Raw genomic sequence first — 19,069 nt, forward strand, 5'->3', positions numbered from 1 at the left:
TAAAGCGGTAGGCTTAAAGCCTAAAGCTATCCCATCGGCTCCTGAAATTCCGGCAGCGTCCCGACGAGCACCTCGTCCATGCGCTTCAGCGCCGCCGCTTCGCCGTCGATCGCGTGCGTCTGCATGAGCACGTAGGCCCAGCGATGCGCCTGCAGGTGTCGCACACGGTCGAGCGAAGTGTAGAGCATGCGCTCCCAATGCGACGCCACGACACGATCCGCGCCGACGAACCAGTAGGCGAGCAGCGCCGGCACGCGCCGCTTTTCGCCGCGCGCGTTCGTCACCTCGCGCTCGATGTGCAACAGCGTCGCCGGCACCTTCCGCCCGCCGACGAGGAATTCGTGCGTCTCCCGCCCGCGGATCGTCCACCCTTGGCCCACGAGGCAGATTTCCGGCCGGTGAATGGACGTGCGATCGCGCCCGCTCAGCACGATCGAGAGGAACACCTGGTCGCGCGTGTCGCGGAGCGACACGTAATTTTTCCGCGAGTAACCCGTGTCCGGCGGCAACACCTCGCGCTCGACCGCGCTCACCGGCGCGTTTTGCCCTGCCCAATCGAGCCCGATGAAATTCGGCAGCGCCACGGGATTCACGCCGTCCGCCGCGAGCTTCACGCCCGTGCGCAGGTCGACCTGCACGCGATCCAGCGCACGCGCCGCCAGCGAGACGCCGATCGCCGCGAACATCACCACGACCACGGCACCCCATGCGTTGCGGTGACCTATTAGGTTACCCGGTTCGGCCGGTGCCGCGCCAACGGACGGGATGTGCGTCCGCTCCGGCGCGCACCGCTCCAGCAGCCACACGGTCGCCTGCACGAGCCCGAGCACGATCACGAACACCAGAAACCCGAACCACTCGTGCACGATCGCGCCCGCCTGCTGTCCTTTCCACTCCGCCGCGACGATGATCGCGAGGATCCGCACGACATTGCCGACGAACGCATACGGCAGCGCCAGCGCGCCGATCAGCGCGCGCCGCCACCACGAGACGAAACTCAGATATCCGAGCAGCAGCGAGAGCGCCGTCAGTGCCGTGAGCGAGCGGATGCCCGAGCACGCCGCCGCCACGTCGTAGGAATAGCTCCCGTCCGGCGAGAGCAGCTGCGTGCCGTTGCGGATCACTTCGCAACCGAACACGCGCGAGATGTGATACGACACGTCCGTCACGCCCACGCGCAGGAAAAAGCCGACCGTATCGAGCACGTTCAACGGCAGGGCAAAAAGCATGAACGCGAGCGGAAACGCCGCCGCCGCCCGCCAGCGTCGCCCGCCGCCCAGCGCCAGCACACCCCACGTGAAAAGCAGCAGTCCCGCGATCGACAACCGCGCCTGCTGCATCGCGTAGCCGAGCAGGTGCAACGCAAACCCGCCGAGCAGCGCCGCCACGGCCGGAGCAACAATAGCTGACAGCCGATCGCTGACCGCTGACCGCTGCCTAAGATTCCGCCACAACAGCCACCCGCTCACCGCCCCGATGAGCCAGCCGTGCTCCATTTCGGAGCGCGGATCGGCCAGCTGCTTGCCCCACCAAACGAAAAGCGAGGGCGTGTCGATGTAGCCGCGCGTGCTGTTGCCGAAGAAATGGAACACGGCAGCGCCCGCCAACGCGCACGCGCCCGCCGCGAGCCAGCGGGCCGGCACCGAGCGGGATTCCGTGGCCACGGGGCTTGCCATGCGCGCCAGAAAAACAGGATAACCCGCCCATGCAAAGCATCTCGACGCCTGCCTGCGACCGCCGCCCGCGGTTGCTCGTCGTCGAGCTGTGGGGCCTCGGCGACCTCGCCCTCGCCATGCCTTTTCTGCGCGCCGCGACCGAGCGCTGTCGCGTGACCTTGCTCGCTAAACCACACGCCGCCCCGCTGCTGCGCCGCTTCGCGCCAGAGGTGGAGCTCATGCCGCTCCACGCGCCGTGGACCGCGTTCCGCAACAAATACGATCTGCCACGCTGGCCGTGGCAGAATCTCGCCGACACCGTCGCGGCGTTGCGCACCCGCCGCTTCGACGCGGCCGTATCCGCCCGCCGCGATCCGCGCGACCACGCGCTGCTGGCCCTCAGCGGTGCCGCCTTGCGCGCGGGATTTCCCTGGCGGGCTTCGCGCGCGTTGCTCACCGATCCGGTCGACGCACCCGCTCCACCTCACCGCGCGCGCCACTGGGCCGCGCTCGCGGCCCGCTTCGGCTGGGAAATCCCGGCCACGCCGTCGCGCTCTCGCGACGGCCGCCACGCGGTCATCCACTCCGGGGCGGGCCAACCTGTCCGGCAATGGCCGCGCGAACGCTTCGAGGCGCTCGCCGCGCGTCTCGTGGCCCAGGGCTGGCGCGTGACGCTGCTCGACGACACGCTGCGCGATCTCGACACCCTGCTCGACACCCTCGCGACCGCCGACCGCTTCATCGGCAACGATTCCGGCCCCGGCCACCTCGCCGCGCTGCTCGGCGTGCCGACGTTCACGATCTTCGGGCCGCAATTGCCGGAGCTTTTCGCCCCGCAACATCCGCAAGCCGCCTGGATCGACGGAGCCGCCTGCGTCTTCAAACCGTGCTTCGACTCCTGCCGCTTCGGCTCGCCGCATTGCATCCGCGAGCTGACACCGGAAACCGTCTGGGCTTCTCTCTCCCAATGGATCGAAGCCCCGACCTCGCGCCGTTGAGATCGCAGCCGCCCACCGGATGAACTCCTCTTCGCCGCCTCCGCCTGACGCCGATCATACGCACGCGCACCGCGCGCGGTGGTGGCGGGTCGGGCAAAATGCCGGCGCGAATGTCGCCGCGAAAATCGCCACGGGCCTCTGCACGCTCGCGCTCGTGCCGCTGCTGATCGGACGGCTCGGCGTCGAAACGTTCGGCTGGTTGAGCGCGTTGTTGGGCTTCGCCGGGTTGGCTCAATTCGCCGATCTCGGCGTCGCGCTCGCGTTGCAAAGCCGGCTCGCGACGCTCGCGGCGCGGCACGACGAAGGCGCGCTGGAAAACTGCTTCCGCAGCGGTGAACGGGTGCTACGGCGGCTGGCGCTGGCCTGGGCGGCGATCGCGCTGCCGCTCGCGGTCCTTGGTGGTCCGCACCTGCTCCACACGCCCGCGGGCGTGTCTGAATCCTCAGCGCGTCTCGCGTGGGCGGCAGTCGCGCTCGCGATCGGCGCCGGCGTTTCCGCCAGCGCCGGTCAGCGCCTCGCCGCAGCCACCCAGCAAAGCTGGGTGAATGCGTGGTGGACCACGCTCGCAGCGGTCGCGGCTCTCGGCGCGGTGTGGGCGTTCTGCCTGGGTCCGGACACCGTCGGGGCCGCCGTCATCATCATCTGCGCCGGACAGATCCTGCCCGGCTGGGCGACTCGCGCACAGCTGGCGCGGCAGCGCGGCTGGCGCGGCGGCACCGCCGACGCCGACCTCGCCCGCGAGCTGCAACGCGAGGGCTTCCGCCTCGCCAGTGCCAACCTCGCCGGCGGCGCGCTCGCCGCGGGCGTGCCATTTTTCTTCGCGCACTACGGCGGCTACGGCGCGAGCGCACTCTTCGCCGCGCTGCAACGGCTGTTCAATCTCGCCGCCCAGACGCACGCGCTGCTGCTGACTCCATTTGCTCCCGCCTACGCCGAGGCGCTCGCCGCCGGCGACCGCGCGTGGTTGCGGCGCTCCTGGCGCCTGTCCCTGCTCTCGACCGGCGCGGCCGCGGCCGGCGCGGTCGCACTGGCCCTGCTTTGGCCGTGGTTCGGCACGCGTTGGCTGGGGGTGGAGATGAATCAGGCTGGCGCCGCCATCGTCGTGTGGGGCGTCACGTTATGGACCGCCGCAACACTCGCTCTCCAGGCGTGCAGTTATCTTCTGCTCGGGCTCGACCGGCTGGCGGCCTTTGGTCCCGCCGTGGCGCTGGGTCACGCGGCGACGGTGGCGCTCGCGTGGGCCGGCGGGTTTGCGCTCGGTGCGTCGGGCATCGCGGTCGCGTTGGCGGTCGGGGCCTGGCTCGGTCCGGTGGCCGTCCTCGCGCGCGGTTGCGCACGCGCGATCCCAGCGCTCGCGCCAAAGGATTCGACGCCCGGCAACCGCCCAACCAACCTCTGAGTCCATGTCGAGCGTTCGCCTGCGCTTCATTTCGTGGCTGATTGAGCGCCACCCCCGCGCCTATTTCCGTTGGAAGCGGATCGGGAAGCACCGGCTGTGCGAGGACCGGGAGTTTCTCGCGCAACACGCCGCGGCCCTGCGCGCGGGCGAGGCGCTGCAGGTGCTCGAGGAGCGCTACAACTTGTGGGCCCTGACCCGCGCCGTGACGCGGCTGCCCGGTGCCTGCGCAGAAGTCGGCGTCTATCGCGGCGGCAGCGCCAAGTTCATCGCGGCGGCGAAAGGCGACGCGCCGCTGCACTTGTTCGACACCTTCGGCGGCATGCCCGCCGTGAACCCGGCGACGGACGGCGCGTTCTACGCCGGCCAGTTCGACCGGACCAGCCTCGCGTTCGTGCAGCGCTACCTCGCGGGTTACGCGGGCGTGCATTTTCATCCCGGGTTTTTCCCGGAATCAGCCCGGCCGCTCGAAGCGGAGCCCATGTCGTTCAAGTTCGTGCATCTCGATGTGGATATCCGCGCCTCCACGCTCGCCGCGCTCGAATGGTTCTACCCGCGCATGGTCCCTGGCGGGGTGATCCTGACGCACGACTACAATGACGTGACGGTGCCCGGCACGAAATCGGCGTTCGACGCGTTCTTCACCGACAAGCCGGAGACCGTCGTGCCGCTCTGGTTCACGCAGGCCGTGGTGACGAAGGCCTGAGCGAAACGCGGATGCATCTCGGCCTGTTCAAAACAAACTACCTGGGCGACAACGTCGTCTTCCTGCCCGTCGTGCAGGAATTGCGGCGCCGGTATCCCGACTGGCGGCTCACGCTGGTGACGGCGCCGCGTGTGGCTGAGCTCTTCGCCGCCGATGTGGCGGAGGCGGATCGCCGCGCAATCGAGCCGGAAGCGATGCGACGCCTGTGGCGCACGCCGTGGCGTTTCGCCCGGTGGGCGGCCGACCTGCGCGCGCGGAAATTCGACGCGAGCCTCGTCGGCTACGATCAAAGCAGTTCCGCGCATGCGCTCGCCTGGGTGGCCGGGGGACGCGTGCGCGTAGGCGGGGCCGGTCTGCGCATCCGGTTGCAGGGCACGCTCACGCGGGGCGTCACGCACCAGCCCGGCTGGAGCATCGCGCAATGGAATTGGGAGATCGCCCGCGCCGGTCTCGGGGATCTCGGTTGCAAGGACTGGCCCGCAACGCCACCGGTGCCGGATCTCAGGCACTTGGGCGGCGGAGTGACACGGGAGCCGCGGCGCGTAATAATCCATCCGGGATCGAAGTGGCACTACACGCAATGGCCGGTCGAGCGCTACGCCGAACTCGCGGGCCGGCTGGCGCGCGATCACGAGGTGCTGTGGATTCGCGCGCCTGAAGTGGCCGCGGTGCCGTTGCCCGACGGGGTGCGCGAGATCGCGCCAGCGGGACTGGATGCGCTGGTGCGAACGCTCGCGTCGGCAGCGTTGTTTGTCGGCAACAATTCCGGACCAATGCACGTCGCCAGCGCGCTCGGCACGCCGCTCGTCGCGATCACGGGACCGACGGATTTTCCGTGGGATCCGAGCTGGCATCGCGAACGGGCGACCGTGCTGCGGTGGCCCGCGCTTGAATGTCAGCCATGCGACCGTGTGCAATATGCGCCGGGGCGCTGTGCCCGGGCGACAGAGCCGCTGGCGTGTTTGCGGCGTTGGAGCGTGGACGCGATTGAGGCCGCTTGCCGGGTGCGGCGGGCGGAAGGCGCATGAGTCCGCGCTGGCGCACCTTTCTGATCGGGGCGGTCGCGGCGGTGCTGGCCGTAGTAGTGGGCGTGCAGATCGCCCAGGAGGAATTTTTTCTGGCCGCGCTGATCGCGACCGGTTGCACGTGGGCATTGCTGTCGTGGGTCGACGGACCGCGCACGGAGGCGTGGCTGCTGGGATTCCTCATATTCGCCTACATCGTGGGCAATCGCGGGTTCGCGCAGGTGACGCCCGTGCCCGGTCTGCCGCTGTTTTTCGCCGAGCTTGGGCTCGGGTTCGCGGGGACGCTGTTCGTGTTTCGCAGCGCGCTGACCCGCGCGTCGCTGTGGACCTCGACGGAGATCAGCACCGTGCTGGCGTTCTGGATCGCGCTCGGCGCGGGGCGCATCGGAATCGATGTGCGGACGTGGGGCATTGCGGCGTTGCGGGATTTCGCCACCGTCTACTACGCGGGATTCTTTTTTGTCGCGGTCGCGCTGTGCCGGCAGGAGGCGTCACGGCGGGTGTTGCATGGAGCAATCACGGCGACGTTCGTGGTGCTGCCGTTCACGACGCTGCTGGCGGATCTGTTTCCGCGCTTCTTTCAGACGAATCTGCTGATCAAGGGCGTGCCGCTGATTCTCTACAAGGAGGATCTTGCGGCGACGTATGGCTACGCGGGGTTTCTCTGGCTGCTCGTGGATCGTCCGGGCGAGCGCGCCTGGTGGCGCTGGCCGCTGGCGCTGACGCTGCTCGTGAACGGATTGCTCGGGCTGTCGCGTGCGAGCCTTGCGGGCGTGTTGGTGGCAGCGATCGGCTTGGCGGTGGCGGGACAGCGGCGCGCCCTGGCAACGATCGCGGCGGTGGGACTGGCCGGGGCCTTGCTGCTGACGGCGCTGGCTTTGCTGCCCGGAGGATCGTTTCGCGAGACCCGAGGCTACGCAGTCTACGAGGCGGTGATGTCAGTAACGGATTTCAGCGGCACGCGGGCGTATCGCAGCGGCTTCAGCAACGACAAGGGCGACAACAACCGTTTCCGGCTCGTGTGGTGGCGCAACGTCGCGGAGGAAACGCTACGCGATGGACCGTGGCTCGGTCGGGGATTCGGCGCGGATCTGGCGAAGGGCTTCGTCAGCGAATACATGCCGGACACGGCCAGCGAGTTCGTCACTCGCAGCCCCCACAATGTTTTCGTAACGGTGCTCGGGCGCATGGGATTGCTCGGCGTCGCGGCGTGGACGGCGTTCTATGCGGCCCATGCGACGGCAACGGTGCGCGTATGGCGCGCGGCGGGCCGAACGAGCGAGCGGACGCCGACTTTGTTCGCCATGACTTGGGTCGTGATGGTGAGTGCGTGTTTCGGCGTCGTGCTGGAGGGGCCGATGGGCGCGGTGCCGTTTTGGATTTTGCTGGGGCTGGCATATGCCGCGCGCACCGCGGCGGCGGCCGAGGAGACATCGGCGGCCAGCGACGAGCGGCCGGCACCGGAGCGCGTGGAAACGCGCCACGAATGACTGCGCCATTGCACGCGCGGGGACAGCGCGTTTAATCGCGGCTCTTCCTCGTGAGAATCACCCGCGGCATCGACCTCGCCCAGTTCTTCAAGCTCACCACGCGTGAGCGGTCGGACTGGATCAACCCCACTTGCATGGGGCTGCTGTCGACGTTCGGCGTGTTCTTCATCTACAGCGCGCAGGTCGCCAACGACGGCGATCAGTGGATGAAGCAGCTGTTCTACCTGCTGCTCGGCACGATCATCTATGTCGGCACGTCGTTGCTGGATTACCGGCTGTGGCTGAAATACGCGCATTGGGTCTATTTCGCGGCGGTGGCGGCACTGGTGGTGGTGCTAATCCCGGGCATCGGCACGACGCATGGGATGGGCGCGCGACGGTGGATAGAGTTGCCTGGCTGGTCCTTTCAACCCTCGGAAGTGGGCAAGATCGCGGTGCTGTTCGTGACGGCTTCGATCCTGACCGGCAACCGGCTCGGCACGGTGCGCGACTCGCTGCAAGTGCTGATCAAGTTAGCCCTTGCGGTGGGTATACCCATGTTGTTCATAGTCGCGGAACCCGACCTCGGCAGCGCTCTTGCGATCGCGCCCATGGTCTTCGCCATGCTTTTCGTCTCCAACCTCTCGCTGCGTTTTTTTGCCGGGGCGTTGGCCGTGTTCGCGTTGCTCATCGGCGCTGTCGCGCTGGATGTGGCGAAATACGCGAACTACATGGACGAAAATGGGTTGGATTTTAACAACGACCGCGGCGCCTACGAAAAATCCACCTGGGCCCGCCTGCCGCTGAAGGATTACCAGCGCAACCGCGTGCTGGCGTTCTGGAATCCCGACCAATTCGACCGCACCGGCATCGGCTGGAACCAGGTGCAGTCACGCATCTCGGTCGGCTCCGGCGGCCTCGTCGGCAAGGGCTGGACCGAGGGCACGCAGGCGAAGCTCGGCTACCTGCCGCGCGCGGTCGCGCATAACGATTTCATCTTCTCCGTCATCGCGGAGGAGAAAGGTTTCCTGGGAAGCATTGCCGTCATCGGCTTGTTCGGAGTGTTGTTGTGGAACGGGGTCCGCATTGCCGGCCTCGCCCGCGACCGCTTCGGGATGCTGCTCGTCATCGGCGTCACCGCGCTGCTGTGCGTGCACATCTTCGTGAACATCGCCATGACCGTCGGCCTCGTGCCGGTGAAAGGCATCCCGCTTCCCTTCATCAGCTACGGCGGCACCTTCGTGCTCAGCTGCTGCTTGCTGCAAGGACTGGTCCAAAGCGTCTATCGTTTCCGGAGGGACTTCTAAATGATGCCCGCCTCCCGCGATACTGACCGCTTTGCCGGAATCTCCTGCGCGCAGCCGTCCCCCACCGAGGCGTCCGCCGACGTCAACCCAGCCCCACGGCACACGCCACACCATGAACGATCAACCCGCCCAATCTGGCGCCCCGGAGTCTGCCCGGGACGCCGCCGCTCGCCATGAAGAGGAGCTCCAGCAGCCTCCTCCTCTGAAAAACAGCGAGCCGGTCACCGCCTCACAACTTAACGCCGAAGCCAAGGAACGCTCCACCCAGCGCCCGCTCCTCCAAAAGATCCTCAGCATCTTCCAAAAGGAAAAAGCGACCTTCCGCGAACTCGTCATCAACTCCGAACCGCTCGAGAAGCGCGTCGCGCTCCTCGTGAACGGCGTCCTCGATCGCTTCGAGATCGAGCGCGAGTCCGACAACCGCATGGTCGGCGGCATCTACAAGGGCCGCATCAAGAACCTCGACCCCGGCCTCAAGGCCGCCTTCGTCGACATCGGTTACTCCAAGAACGCCTTCCTCCATTACTGGGACATGCTCCCCGCCGCCGCCGACTCGTCCGTCGAAGTCGTCCGCGTGAACAAGAAGAAGAACGCCGAGCCGCGCAAAGCCGAGCCGACCGTCAAAGACATCCCGGGCATGTATCCCCCGGGCTCCGAGATCGTCATCCAAGTCACCAAAGGCCCCATCGGCACCAAGGGCCCGCGCACGACCACCAATCTCTCGATTCCCGGCCGCTACCTGATCCTCACGCCGTTCTCCGACGGCTGCGGCATCTCCCGCAAAATCGAGGACCCGGCCGAGCGCAAGCGCCTCAAGACGCTCATCAACGAGCTCACGATCCCCGAAGGCATGGGCGTCATCGTCCGCACCGCCGGCGAAGGCAAGAAAGCCCGATACTTCGTCCGCGACCTCCACCTGCTCCTCAAGAAGTGGGAAGAGATCCAGCAGAAGATGGAAAAGGACCGCGCGCCCTCCTGCCTTTATCAGGAACCCGACATCGTCGAGCGCACCGTCCGCGACTTCCTCACCGAAGACATCGACCGCGTGCTCATCGACAACGAGGCCGACTTCAAGCGCACGCAGGACCTCGTCTCGCTCATCTCGTCCCGCTCGCGCGGCAAGATCGCCTACTACAAGGACAGCATCCCCGTCTTCGAGCGCTACAACATCGAGCGCCAGATCGAGCAGACCTTCCAGCGCCGCGTCACGCTGCCATCCGGCGGCGAGATCGTCATCGACGAGACCGAGGCGCTCATCGCCATCGACGTCAACACCGGCTCCCACAAGAGCCGCAGCGGTGACGAGAAGAACACGATCTTCCAGGTGAACATGGAAGCGGCCGCCGAAATGGCGCGCCAGATCCGGCTCCGCAACATCGGCGGCCTGATCATCATGGACTTCATCGACATGAAGGAGCGCCGCCACCGCCAGTCGGTCTACGACAAGATGGTGGAGCTCATGTCGGAGGACAAAGCCAAGACCCACATCCTGCCCATCTCGCAGCTCGGCATCATGCAGATGACGCGCCAGCGCCAGCAGGAGTCCCTCTCGGCCAACATCTACACGAGCTGCCCGTATTGCCACGGCCGCGGCATCGTGAAGAGCGCGACGACGATGTCCGTCGAACTCCAGCGCCGCCTCAGCTCCGTCGCGCGCCGCCTGCAGAATCGGAAAGACAACAAGGAGTATTCGCTCCGCGTGCACGTGCACCCGTCGATCCTCGAGCGCCTCCGCGCCGAAGACGCCGACCTGCTCGTGCGCATGGAGAAACTCTTCGGCGTGAAGCTGGCCTTCCGCGCCGACCCGAACTACCACGTCGAGAACTTCAAAATCATCAACGCGCTCACGAACGAGGAGTATCGTTGAGCTTGGTCCAAGGGGTTGATTCCGTTTTTCGGGATTAATTCCGTCTCCCGGGTGGTTTAATTCTGTTTTCGAGACCCGGCCTCATGCGGCCGGGTCTTTGTTTTGAGCGCTCCGCAGATCGCCGGGTTACGCAACGGAGGCGAGAGTTCCTCTAGGGGCCGCTCGGCAAGAATGGCACGTCCAACCCATCACATCGAATAGCCCGGTTTTTTGTAGAGCTTGTTGGACTGCTTGGCGATTTCGGGGCGGTAGACTTTTTCGGCCCACTCGTGTGACGGTATCTCCTCCATCGCGACGGAGACCGTCTCTGCGCCAAGATCCAGAACCTCCATGGCATCGGAGGTGATTCGCGCGGCGAGCTCTTGTTTCTGTTGCTCGGATTTTCCGGGCCAAAGTTTAACGACGATGTGCGGCATGATTTAGTCTCCCCTCGCTCTCATTGGCTGGCGCCCCGCGCCGGAACGATCCGCATGGTGGCGTTGCGAGCGCGATCGCCGACCATCGGTGCGAGATACGGGCTGTCGCTATACTTCGTCCGGTAGGCGTCGTCGATGCGGTCGTTGACTGCGTCAGTAACTGGCTCGAATGAAACTTCCTGTGTAATTTCTGCGACGGTGACGCGGCCGGCTTTCTGCCGCAGTGCGGCCTGATACCAGCGCGAATTCTTTCCGTTGTAGGCCCTCACGTAAAGGTGCTCGCCGACCACGACGGACCAAATCCAAGTCGGCGTGCCATAGGTCACGCCGTCGTCCCGCAACGGAGCGACATGCAGATCGTCCGCCTCGGCGAGGCGACCAAATTCGAGTTTTCCCCAGGTAGCCATGTTCAGAAACGCTCCGTGGTGGTTGACGGGCGCTAGGCGCGGACGACGGCGATGTTAAAATCGAACGTGCCGAGCGAGCGGTGGAGCAGGAAGTAGAGCTGCATATACATTTCGGTGGCGCGAGCCGCCTCGATGCCGCCGAGGTCGATGATCGACTCCGCAGGCCAACCAAACTGGACCAGCAGACCGCGAGTGGTCTCCTTCGCGCCGGCATCCTCGCCGGCAACGAAGATGTTATGCCGCCCGGGCACACGCGAGGGTTCGATCATCACTTGAAAGAAGACGGTGTTGAGCGTCTTGACCACACGGGCGCCGGGAAACGCGCGCTGAACCCGTTCGCCGAGGCTGTCGGTGTTCGCGTAAAGGATCTGCGGCGGCAAGCCCCGCGACAAATCGAGCGGGATGGCCAGATCGACCACGACCTTGCCGTCCAAATTGGACGCGCCAACCGCTTCGAGTGCCTCCAGCGAAACTGCGCCGGCAGTGGCGTTGACGATGACCTCGCCGTGCGCACCCGCCTCTGGAAACGGCAGCAAGCGGACACTTCGGTTGGCTTTCTGCCACTCGGCATAAGGCGGCGACCCCATCAGATCCGTGTCAGTGCGCGCGAGCGTCTGCTTCACGTCACGCGTTCCGATGACGACATCATGGCCTACGCCGGCGAGTCGGTTCGCCAGTGCGCGGCCGACCATTCCTGTCCCGATTAAAGCGATTTTCATGGATTTCCTTCGTCGGACTCGAGCGGATCGCTGCCGGTTAGCTTACCGCGCCCCGGTAATCTTCGTCGCTGACCTTCTCCATCCAGTCGACGACCTTGCCGTTGACGTGCTCTTGGATCGCGACGTGCGACATCGCCACGGTCGGCGAGGCGCCATGCCAGTGTTTCAAACCCGGCGGAAACCACACCACATCGCCCGGCCGAATCTCCTGCACTCGGCCGCCCTCGCGCTGCACCCGGCCCAAGCCCGAGGTGACAATCAACGTCTGACCCAACGGGTGCGTGTGCCAGGCAGTGCGCGCGCCGGGCTCGAACGTGACCAGCGCGGCCGCCGCTCGGGCGGATTCCTTGGCGGCAAACAACGGATCAATACGCGTCGTGCCGGTGAACCAATCAGAAGGTCCCTTGCTGGAGGGCTGGGAGCCGTTGCGAATAATTTCGATGTCCATGTTGGTTTGGGTTTCGAGGGTCAGATGATCGTTTTGCGCTCGGGCGAGCGTTGGTAGCGTCGCAAGTGCGGCCACGACAGTCTTCAGGAAATGGCGACGGGGAATCACCTGTGACGGAGCGGGCGGAAGGTATGGCCGATGTGAGTTGGACAGCCCTTTACCAAGGCTGGTTGGCCGGTCCGACGGTGAGCTCGTTGACCGTGGTGTCCTCCGGGAGGTCCAGTGCGAATTCTACGACACGCGCGATCCGCTCTGGCGAGATTCCGTAGCGCTCGTAGAGCTTCTGCATGGCATCGGCGCTCGCTTGATGGCTGATGCCGCCCAGCAACTCCGTGTTGATGGCCGCGGGATAGAGCGTCGCGGTGCGAATGTTCGTCCCTTCCATCGCGGACTCCATGCGCAAGACTTCCATGAAATCGCGCACGAACCACTTGGTGCCGCCATAAATGGCCGCCCCCGGGTAGGCTTTGATGCCGGCGACCGATGAAGTCGCGAGGATATGCCCGGACTTCTGCTGAAGAAAGGTCGGCAGCACCGCAGCGACGCCGTTCAGAACACCCTTGATGTTTACGTCGACCGCCTCGTTCCACTCGTCGACTTTCAGCGCCGACACGGGCGCCGTCGGCATGATTCCGGCATTGAGGAAAATGGCATCCACACGACCGAACGACCGCTTGGCCAGTTCGACAATCGCGGCGTTGTCTGAGGCTTTGGTCACATCCAACTCGCGGAAGGCCGCCTGACCGCCAGCCATCCCGATCGCGTCGGCAATCTGCTTCAGTTTATCTGTGCGCCGCGCGCCGAGCACGACTTTGGCGCCCCTGCGCGCGAGCAACTTAGCGGTGGCCTCGCCGATCCCGGAGGATGCACCGGTGATGATTACGACTTTGTCTTTGATCATGGTAGGATGAGTGGAGTTATTGCTGCCCGAGAAAGGGCCGCGGACGCTGCCGTGTTAAAGTGTCTTTCTTCGAGTCGCGCCACTGTAGCACCACCGTGCTCGACCGTCTTTCCGACCCTTGCTCCGGGTTTATTGCGGTTGCGATAAAGCGCTTCGCCACGATCGCGGCTCGAGAAATGGTTGGGTTTGGCGACTCAGGTTCCAGCTGGCTGGTTCGGCTCAGTTCCGTATGTTCCGACACGCGCGATGCCGATTCCCGACAAAACGTCCGCTGAAGCCTACCTTCCCTACACACGGTCGACATGCCTGCGTCCGAGCCGGGGCAAGGCTTGGCATGATTTGAAGGCTTGGATCCACCAGCCGCTGCGCGAGACAGAGGCACTCGCCATGCCGGGCGTGAGCGAGGCTTACCTCGCCTGGACGTTCAGTGGGGAAGCGGAATTCCAAGAGCGCGAGGGCAACGGCCCGTGGATCACGCACCGGATCAAAGCCGGCTCGTTTTTCCTGACCACCGGCGGCGGTCCCTACGAGTGCCGGTGGAAGACGCTCTCGGCGGAGCCGTTCCTCGCGATGATGGTTTTTGTCGAGTTGCCGTTGCTCACACGCGCGCTGGAGGAAGTCTATGGGAACGATGCGCCGAGAGTGCGCCTCCGCGATCTGTCGGCCTTCACCGACCCCGACCTGAACTGGATGATGGAGGGTGTTCGACAGGAGTTGATGGCGCGTCGCGCGAGCGTGCTGCGTGTGCAAGGCTTGGCGCATCTCATCGCGACTCACCTGGCGCGGAACTACGCCGAAATCCCCGAGCACACTCACGGCACCAGCGCAGCGCTGCCGGGATTCAAGCTGAAGCAGGTCACCGACTGGATCGAAGCGCATCTCGACGAGGAGTTCGATCTGGACGCACTCGCCGCCAAAGCGGGCCTAAGCAAATTTCACTTCCATCGGCTGTTCAAGGAGGCCACCGGCACATCGCCGGCAAAGTTCCAGCTGGACGCGCGTATGAAAGAGGCACGCCGCCGCCTGCGGGAAACCAAGCAAAGCGTGGTCGCCATCGCTCTGGATACGGGTTTTTCCAGCCCGAGTCATTTTGCCCAAGTCTTCCGGCGCGAGGCGGGCATGACTCCCAGCGAGTTTCGGCGGCAGCGGTGAGGCCATCACTGCGTTAGCGCGAGAGGCTCGCCCGCCACTCGCGTGCGGGTTTGAGCAACAAGACTAAAGGTGACGCAAGGACGCCGGAGCAAGGGACTATCGTTTCGGGTATTGTCGCAGTTCTACCATGAACCTCCCGAAACTCCTCACCTCCCTCGCCGCCGGCACGACTCTCTTCGTCGCCCTGGCCTGCGCCCAAGATGCCAACTCCGATCACTACACTTTCACTCTGAGTGACACGGTCACGCGACAGAAAGTGACCTTCGTCAATCGCTACGGCATCCGGCTCACCGGCGATCTCTACCTTCCGAAAAATCACGGCGATAAACCGCTGCCAGCGCTGGCCATCAGCGGCCCCTTCGGCGCGGTCAAGGAGCAGTCCTCCGGTCTCTACGCGAACACGATGGCCGCGCGCGGCTTCGCAACGCTGGCCTTCGATCCTTCCTACACCGGTGAGAGCGGCGGCGAGCCGCGCAACATCGCTTCACCCGACATCAACACCGAGGATTTCAGTGCGGCAGTGGATTACCTCGGGCTGAACCCGCTCGTGGATCGGAATCGCATCGGCGTCATCGGCATTTGCGGCTTCGGCGGCATGGCCTTGAACGCCGCGGCGGTGGACAAGCGCATCAAGGCCGTCGTCACAAGCACCATGTATGATATGAGCCGCGTGATGTCCAAGGGCTACAACGACAGCGTCACGCTCGAACAACGCACCCAAACGCTGGAGCGGCTGAGTCAGCAACGCTGGACCGACGTCGAAAAAGGCACGCCCGCCTACGGACCTCGCATGAACGAACTGAAAGGCGGCGAGGCGCAATTCCTCGTGGACTACCACGACTACTACCGGACACCGCGCGGATTCCATCCGCGAGCCGTGAACTCCAGCGGCTCATGGTCGGCCACGACGCCGCTTTCGTTCATGAACTTTCAGCTCCTGACCTACATTAAGGAAATCTCTCCGCGCCCGATCCTGTTCATCCACGGCGAAAAGGCCCACTCGCGCTACTTCAGCGAAACGGCCTACGCCGCCGCCGCGGAACCGAAGGAACTGCTGATCGTCCCAGGCACCAGCCACGTCGATCTGTATGATCAGTTGGACAAGATCCCTCTCGAGAAAATCGCCGCGTTCTTCACCGCGCACCTGAAATAGCGCTTTTTTCTGCCAGGGTCGCTGGACGGCGGGATTCCTGAGAATTTCGCCGCCACTCCGGGACTGCTCACCGCAGCATCACCACGAGCCTCAATCGCGCACTCTCACCCGCCGCCGCGTGGTAGTGCGCCTGCCACGACTCCGCGAGTTCGTTGGCGAGGATCGGTTCCTGCGTCACGCCAGCGCTCGTCCACGTCGCGCCGTAGTCGATCGAGACTTCGACGCGATACTCCACGTCGTTCGTGTCGCTCGGGCGGCGATACCAGAGGAAGAAGTGCTCATCGAGCTGCCCGTTCTCGGGTAAATCTTCCGCTCGCGCCACCGCGTGCGGATCGAGGCCGAGGGCATATTTTTCCAGATTCGTGAGTCCATCCGCCGCACACACCGCATCTGGACCGCTCACGCGCCGGTCGGCGAGTTCCGCCGCGAAAAAAAACGCCGCCGCCCACGCCGCGTAGCCATCGGGAATGCGGACCGACGCCGACCAGTTTGCCGGCTCGTTCGGCTCGCGCACATTCGCCGCGACATCGCGTGCCGGCCCGGCGCGGAAGGCGCGCAATTCCGCGGGCGAGAACTCCGCGCGCAACACCTCTGCGGTGGCAAGCAGCAGGATGGCCCACCGACGAAGGTCTTTTCGCGCGGCATTCATCATCCGAACACGCAAAGCCAACACGCGGATGGCGCGCGCCGCAAGCCTCGGCGCCGTCTCAGGCAGAGCGCCGGCGAGCGCGTCCCACCGCCACGCACCAGGCCGCCAACGCATACCCGACTGCGGCGAGGTGCGCGCTGGTGGCGACTTTCACGTTCGCGTCGTCGAACTCGATGAAGCCGCCGCCGCGGCCGCCTTTCCAGATTTCGTAGCCGAGCTCCACGACGTAGATCGCCACGATCGCCGGCCAGAACCAATCGCGGAGGTCGCCTTTCCAGCCGCGCGCCGCGAGCAGGAGCAGCAGGCCGAGGTTCACCGCGCTCAGGCCGGCGTAGCGCACCATCGTCGGGTCGCACCAGTAGAGCACGGCGCAGATCACCGGCGGCATCGCCAGCAGGCCGATCCAGCTGTCGCGGGGAAACTCCCGACCGAGCGTCCAGCCGATGATGAGCAACAGGCCGCCATCGGCCACGAAGTGCGGCCAGCCGAAGTGCACGATCTGCGCGGTCCAGACCCGCCACAGCTCGCCGTGCGCGACGGCGGCGCGGTCGTAGATCAAGGCGTCGCGCCACGCCGGCACGAGTTGCACGACGAGCGCGCAAAGAAAAGCCGCCGTGTAGAACCACGGCGGCGTTCCGATGCGCGAGAGTTTCAGCGGCTCCATGCCGCCGTTACTGGCGGCGTTGCCGCCAGCGCGCAAGCGCGGCGAGCGCGAGTGCCGCGCAGAACCAATGGCTCGGCGCGCCGCCACCGCCACCGCCTCCGCCGCCACTGGGCGTCGGCGGGGCGCTCACCGTCAGCGTGGCGCTGTTGCTCGTGACCGAGCCGACGCTGTTGGTGACCGTGACGGTGTAGGTGCCCGAATCGGAGACTTGCGCATTGGCGAAGGTGAGCGTCGTGCCGGTGGCTCCGGCGATCGCGGCGCCGCCCTTGTTCCACTGGTAGGTGGGATTGGGCTTACCGGTGGCGACGACGCTGAACACGACGCCCGTGCCGGCCAGCACCGACTGGCTCTGGGGCTGGGTCGTGATGGTCGGGGCCGAGTCCGGGATGACAGGCGCGAACGTGAAGGTCAGGCTGATGTTGCTGCCCCACTCGCCGCTCCAGCCGTCGACGGCGAAGTAATACGTCGTGCCTTGGGTGGCCGTGAACGAGACGATGCTGGTGCGATTGCGCGTCTGCGAATCCTGCCCGCTGGTCGGGGGCGGCTCGGCGTCGTCGTTGGAGGCGACGAGCGTAAGCGAGTTGACCGCCGTGCCCGTGTAGACGCCGAGGAGGGTGTCGAAGGGCGTGCCGGCTGTTTTCACTTCGAGTGGACCGTTGAACGGCGCGGTCCATTTCCACCAGACGGAGGCGCCGCCGGCTTCCGAAGCGTGGTTGGGTTCGCCAGCTTCCTTGGTGGCGCTGAGGCTCGAGCCGGTGAGCGTGACGGTGTTGCTGGCGGGAATCGTGACGGCGGTGGCGTTGGCGAAGTTGTCGTTGGCCGGCGCGGTGGGATTGCCCGGGACGCCATAGATGTATTGCGCGCCATCGATATCGTCGCGCGTGATCGCATCGGTGTCGCTCACGTGCGAGTTCATCACCGGGACGGGGACGATGCTGGTCTGGCCCCACTCGTCGGGGTGGTCGAGACCGAGCACGTGACCGAGCTCGTGGACGGCGACGCGACGAATATCAATGCCCACGCTGGTGCTGCTCTGGCGTGCGCCGCGATAGGATTCCCACTTCCAAGCCGTGTTGAAGATGATGTCGGAGGTGGTTCGCCGGTAGGTGCCGTCAGTGGAGAGCGCCGACGACCGGTAGGAAATGGTGACGGCGAGCGTGCTGTCGTCGAAGGCATCGCCGCCTCCGGTGGCGTTGCTGTAGATCTTCGAGTCGAAAAAGAGCTCGTTGATGCCGTCGCGATCGTGGCCGAGGCCTTCGCTGGCGATGGTCGGGGCAAACTGCACGTTGCGCAGCACGGTGTTCCAGCTCTCCATCGCGGCCTGCGCGCTCGTGCTGTAGTTGGTTTGGTCCAGCAGGGTCTTGGCGGTGCCGAGCTTGATCTGCATCGGGATCGTGCCGTTTGGCCACTTGATGAGGGCCGAACCGGAACGGATCGTTTCGTAGGCGGGAGCCGAAACGACGGTGGCGAGGGCCGCGGCGAGGGCCAGCGTGCGGAGGAGGAGATTAGTTCGCATTGTTCTTCTCTCCTTTCACGGCGGCGGCGCGGGTCTCGCGTATGCTCTGCTTGAATTCGGCGACGCTGAGCGCGTCGGAAACCTTGATGTGTTTCCGCAACTCCTGCGCCATCGCGCCCTCGGCCATGGGCAGGCCGACTTCGGCGGTGGCGGAGAGCGGCAGACCGTTGGCGCGCGCGACGTATTCGCGGCCGGTCGCCTTGTCGCGTCTCACCGGATAGAGGCCGTGCATCACGCCCCTGAGTGGGTAGAAATTCGTGCCGTTGTTCTTCACGAAAAAGATGCTGTCGTCACCGACCACGAAGCGCGGCACGCCCTCGACGACGAGCTCGCCGCCATCGGAGGTCTTCCCGCCGAGCATCGTCAGCACGACCTTCTGGGGCGGCGTGCCGGCGATGACTTCCGACACGGCGATCTCCGCGAGAGTGAAGGGCACTTCGCGACCGTCGCGCTGGCGGATTTCATTGGTGAGGCTCACCACCTTTCCGCGAATGACGTAGTCGGAACTCGAGACGAGATCCGGAAATTCCGGTGGCACGACCGTGGTGGCGTGAGTGGCGCTGACGGAGGTCAGCACCGCCGCGCAAAGAAGACAGAGGCGGAGGGGGCGCATGAGGAGGA

Annotated in this window: 19 protein-coding genes; 9 read left to right on the top strand and 10 right to left on the bottom strand. The window is 65.5% G+C overall.

The window, feature by feature from the left end; translation table 11 throughout:
- Window positions 1–26: 26 nt before the first annotated feature.
- The gene (locus tag KF715_09030; GenBank protein MBX3736818.1) at window positions 27–1,664 is read right to left on the bottom strand and encodes an exosortase/archaeosortase family protein; all 1,638 of its coding nucleotides are present in this window, start codon (window positions 1,662–1,664) and stop codon (window positions 27–29) included.
- A gap of 41 nt (window positions 1,665–1,705) precedes the next feature.
- On the opposite strand from KF715_09030, the gene KF715_09035 reads away from it, so the two are divergent.
- From KF715_09035 to KF715_09065, 7 genes are all read left to right on the top strand, one after another.
- Window positions 1,706–2,653, top strand: coding sequence for a glycosyltransferase family 9 protein (locus tag KF715_09035; protein MBX3736819.1), 948 nt, complete (start codon window positions 1,706–1,708; stop codon window positions 2,651–2,653).
- A gap of 19 nt (window positions 2,654–2,672) precedes the next feature.
- Window positions 2,673–4,052, top strand: coding sequence for a hypothetical protein (locus tag KF715_09040; GenBank protein ID MBX3736820.1), 1,380 nt, complete (start codon window positions 2,673–2,675; stop codon window positions 4,050–4,052).
- Window positions 4,053–4,056: 4 nt separating this feature from the next.
- Window positions 4,057–4,755, top strand: coding sequence for a class I SAM-dependent methyltransferase (locus KF715_09045; protein ID MBX3736821.1), 699 nt, complete (start codon window positions 4,057–4,059; stop codon window positions 4,753–4,755).
- 11 nt (window positions 4,756–4,766) lie between these two features.
- Window positions 4,767–5,783 carry a glycosyltransferase family 9 protein gene (locus KF715_09050; protein ID MBX3736822.1) on the top strand — a complete coding sequence of 339 codons (1,017 nt, stop codon included), beginning with the start codon at window positions 4,767–4,769 and terminating at the stop codon, window positions 5,781–5,783.
- Complete coding sequence (locus KF715_09055) at window positions 5,780–7,270, top strand: O-antigen ligase family protein (protein MBX3736823.1); 1,491 nt, start codon at window positions 5,780–5,782, stop codon at window positions 7,268–7,270. The genes KF715_09050 and KF715_09055 overlap by 4 nt, the downstream gene beginning before the upstream one ends.
- Window positions 7,271–7,404: 134 nt before the next feature.
- The gene (rodA, locus tag KF715_09060; GenBank protein MBX3736824.1) at window positions 7,405–8,556 is read left to right on the top strand and encodes a rod shape-determining protein RodA; all 1,152 of its coding nucleotides are present in this window, start codon (window positions 7,405–7,407) and stop codon (window positions 8,554–8,556) included.
- 112 nt (window positions 8,557–8,668) lie between these two features.
- Window positions 8,669–10,423 carry an Rne/Rng family ribonuclease gene (locus KF715_09065; GenBank protein MBX3736825.1) on the top strand — a complete coding sequence of 585 codons (1,755 nt, stop codon included), beginning with the start codon at window positions 8,669–8,671 and terminating at the stop codon, window positions 10,421–10,423.
- Window positions 10,424–10,611: 188 nt separating this feature from the next.
- On the opposite strand, the gene KF715_09070 is transcribed toward KF715_09065, so the two are convergent.
- Genes KF715_09070 through KF715_09090 form a run of 5 tightly spaced genes read right to left on the bottom strand, consistent with a single transcriptional unit; the run spans window position 10,612 to window position 13,314 of the window.
- Window positions 10,612–10,839 carry a tautomerase family protein gene (locus tag KF715_09070; GenBank protein ID MBX3736826.1) on the bottom strand — a complete coding sequence of 76 codons (228 nt, stop codon included), beginning with the start codon at window positions 10,837–10,839 and terminating at the stop codon, window positions 10,612–10,614.
- A gap of 20 nt (window positions 10,840–10,859) precedes the next feature.
- The gene (locus KF715_09075; GenBank protein ID MBX3736827.1) at window positions 10,860–11,246 is read right to left on the bottom strand and encodes a DUF2255 family protein; all 387 of its coding nucleotides are present in this window, start codon (window positions 11,244–11,246) and stop codon (window positions 10,860–10,862) included.
- A gap of 32 nt (window positions 11,247–11,278) precedes the next feature.
- The gene (locus KF715_09080) at window positions 11,279–11,965 is read right to left on the bottom strand and encodes an NAD(P)-binding domain-containing protein (protein ID MBX3736828.1); all 687 of its coding nucleotides are present in this window, start codon (window positions 11,963–11,965) and stop codon (window positions 11,279–11,281) included.
- 37 nt (window positions 11,966–12,002) lie between these two features.
- Window positions 12,003–12,521 (bottom strand): cupin domain-containing protein, encoded by a 519-nt coding sequence (locus KF715_09085; protein ID MBX3736829.1) that lies wholly within the window; start codon window positions 12,519–12,521, stop codon window positions 12,003–12,005.
- A 49-nt stretch (window positions 12,522–12,570) separates the two neighbouring features.
- Window positions 12,571–13,314: an SDR family oxidoreductase gene (locus KF715_09090; GenBank protein ID MBX3736830.1), complete on the bottom strand. Its 744-nt coding sequence runs from the start codon at window positions 13,312–13,314 to the stop codon at window positions 12,571–12,573.
- Window positions 13,315–13,560: 246 nt separating this feature from the next.
- Between KF715_09090 and KF715_09095 the strand changes: the two genes are divergently transcribed.
- Both KF715_09095 and KF715_09100 read left to right on the top strand, forming a co-directional pair.
- A complete protein-coding gene (locus KF715_09095; GenBank protein ID MBX3736831.1) occupies window positions 13,561–14,466 on the top strand; it encodes a helix-turn-helix transcriptional regulator in 906 nt (301 codons plus the stop codon).
- Between the two features lie 127 nt (window positions 14,467–14,593).
- Window positions 14,594–15,619: an alpha/beta hydrolase gene (locus tag KF715_09100; GenBank protein MBX3736832.1), complete on the top strand. Its 1,026-nt coding sequence runs from the start codon at window positions 14,594–14,596 to the stop codon at window positions 15,617–15,619.
- A 67-nt stretch (window positions 15,620–15,686) separates the two neighbouring features.
- Here KF715_09100 and KF715_09105 read toward each other — a convergent pair whose 3' ends face one another.
- From KF715_09105 to KF715_09120, 4 genes are read right to left on the bottom strand one after another with little or no spacing between them, the layout of a single operon-like run.
- Window positions 15,687–16,271, bottom strand: coding sequence for a hypothetical protein (locus KF715_09105; protein MBX3736833.1), 585 nt, complete (start codon window positions 16,269–16,271; stop codon window positions 15,687–15,689).
- Between the two features lie 55 nt (window positions 16,272–16,326).
- Window positions 16,327–16,932, bottom strand: coding sequence for a rhombosortase (gene rrtA, locus KF715_09110; GenBank protein MBX3736834.1), 606 nt, complete (start codon window positions 16,930–16,932; stop codon window positions 16,327–16,329).
- 7 nt (window positions 16,933–16,939) lie between these two features.
- Window positions 16,940–18,448, bottom strand: a complete 1,509-nt coding sequence (locus tag KF715_09115; GenBank protein MBX3736835.1) for an immunoglobulin domain-containing protein — start codon at window positions 18,446–18,448, stop codon at window positions 16,940–16,942.
- The gene (locus KF715_09120; protein ID MBX3736836.1) at window positions 18,438–19,061 is read right to left on the bottom strand and encodes a hypothetical protein; all 624 of its coding nucleotides are present in this window, start codon (window positions 19,059–19,061) and stop codon (window positions 18,438–18,440) included. Before KF715_09120 ends, KF715_09115 begins: the two co-directional genes overlap by 11 nt.
- Between the last annotated feature and the right edge of the window lie 8 nt (window positions 19,062–19,069).

Source organism: Candidatus Didemnitutus sp. (genome assembly GCA_019634575.1).
GTDB lineage: Bacteria > Verrucomicrobiota > Verrucomicrobiia > Opitutales > Opitutaceae > Didemnitutus.